Here is a 1,867-nt window from a genome sequence, read left to right on the forward strand (position 1 = left end):
GGACCGGTCTCGCCCGCTGTGGGAGGCGTACCTGATCTCCGGATTGCAGGGGCAGCGGGTCGCCGTCCTGACCAAGATTCACCATGCGGTGCTCGATGGCCTGTCCGGGGCCGAGGTACTGCTCGCGCTGACCGACTTCACCCCGGCGGGCCGCGAACCTCCACCGCCGGCCGCCCCGCCGGCTGGCCTGCCCAACCAGGCAGAGATGCTCGCGCGCGGGCTTCTCGGACTATCCCGGCAACCGTTGCGCGCGTTGTCTGTCCTGCCCCGGACGCTGCGCTATCTCGACCGCAATCCGGCGTTGCGGACCGTTCCGGGCATCCGTCTTGCGGGCCGGGTGGCGCGCGGCGTCCTGGAGTTCCGGCGGGAGGCGCACACCGACGGGGAGATCCTCGAGGTTCCCCGGGTACGGGCGCCGCGGACCCGCTTCAACGGGCCGATCAGCCCACACCGGCAGGTCGCCTTCGCCACCCTGCCGCTGACCGACATCAAAACAATCAAGAACCACTTTCACGTCACCGTAAACGACGTTGTTGTCACATTGTGTGCGGGAGCCGTCCGGACGTGGCTCGCCAACCGGGACGAGCTACCGGATCGGCCGCTGGTCGCGATGGTGCCGCTGAGCGTCCGTACCCCCGAACAGGTCGGCACCTTCGGCAACCGGATCTCGGCGATGATGGTACCGATCCCCACCCACGAGCCGGACCCGGCCGCACGGATCGCCTTCACCCACGACGCGCTGGCCACCGCGAAGACCGTGCACCGCGCAATCCCGGCCACCGTCCTGCAGGACACGGAACAGTTCGTACCGCCGGCCATACTCGCCCGCGCATCCCGCATGGTCATGGCGGTGCTGAGCAGAACCCGGATCCAGCCGGTCTGCAACCTGGTCGTATCCAACGTGCCGGGCTCACCCCTGCAGCTCTACCTCGGCAAGACGCCGATGACCGCCGCCTATCCGCTCAGCCCCATCACCCACAGCTGCGGCCTGAACATCACCGCGCTAAGCTACCGGGACGCGCTCGACGTCGGAGTCGTCACCGACCGGGCACAGGTCCCCGACGCCTGGGAAATCATCAGCGCGTTGCACGAGGAACTCGCGACGCTGCGCTGACGGCCGCGCAGCGGACGCGGGCTCAGCGGCGGCCGGAGGCCGGTGCCGCGGTGGCCGTCGCCGCGGATGCCGGCGGGCAGGGGCTGCCAGCGGCCGGCGAGGCGGTCTTCCAGGGCGGGCATGGTGGTGTATTCGAGTTCGTCGAGGCCGAGGCCGTGCGGTTCGAAGGGGCCGTGGCGGCGCAGGTAGTCCATGACCTCGTTGGCCTGCGCGCGGGCCCGGTCGAAGGCGGGGTCGTCGAACATGTCGCGCGGGCCGAGGAGCCGGCCACCGGTGATCTGGAAGCCGAGGCAGACCACCCGGGGCGGCCCGTCGAACCGGGACGGGTGCGCGTGTGCGACCGGGACTGGCATGAGGGGCGCGTGGTGGGAGCCGCGCATGCTGCCGCCGACGGTGTAGGCCAACGCGAACGGCTCCAGCGCCTCGCCGATCGAGGGCAGCCCGGACTGGCAGCGCACAATCATCACCGGGTCGTCCTTGCCGACATACTTCCCGGCGATCAGGGACAGCCGCTGGGTGCTCGTCGCGGCCGCCTGCTCGTCCAACGTCTTGGAGGTGACGCTGTGCAGGACATAGCGGGCCGGCGCACCGATGTACATGAGCAGGTCGTACATGTCGGCCGGGCAGTCGAACACGATCCGCTTCTCCTGGTACAGGTCGTAGACCTCGAACCGGAACCCGGCGTGCATCTTCGCGTCGATGACCAGCCCGGCGGTGGTGAAGGGGTCGGCGAACATCCGGAACAGCGGCAGG

At 69.8% G+C, this 1,867-nt stretch carries 2 protein-coding genes; one reads left to right on the forward strand and one right to left on the reverse strand.

The window, feature by feature from the left end; all coding sequences use genetic code 11:
- The coding region (locus tag ACY45C_RS11970) for a wax ester/triacylglycerol synthase family O-acyltransferase (RefSeq protein ID WP_462187689.1) at positions 1 to 1,114 on the forward strand (1,114 nt) is incomplete at its 5' end.
- Here the strand turns inward: ACY45C_RS11970 and ACY45C_RS11975 are convergent.
- A partial coding sequence (locus ACY45C_RS11975; RefSeq protein ID WP_462187690.1) for a fructose 1,6-bisphosphatase occupies positions 1,009 to 1,867 on the reverse strand: 859 nt, incomplete at its 5' end. The genes ACY45C_RS11970 and ACY45C_RS11975 overlap by 106 nt on opposite strands.

Source organism: Frankia sp. CcWB2, from assembly GCF_977927585.1.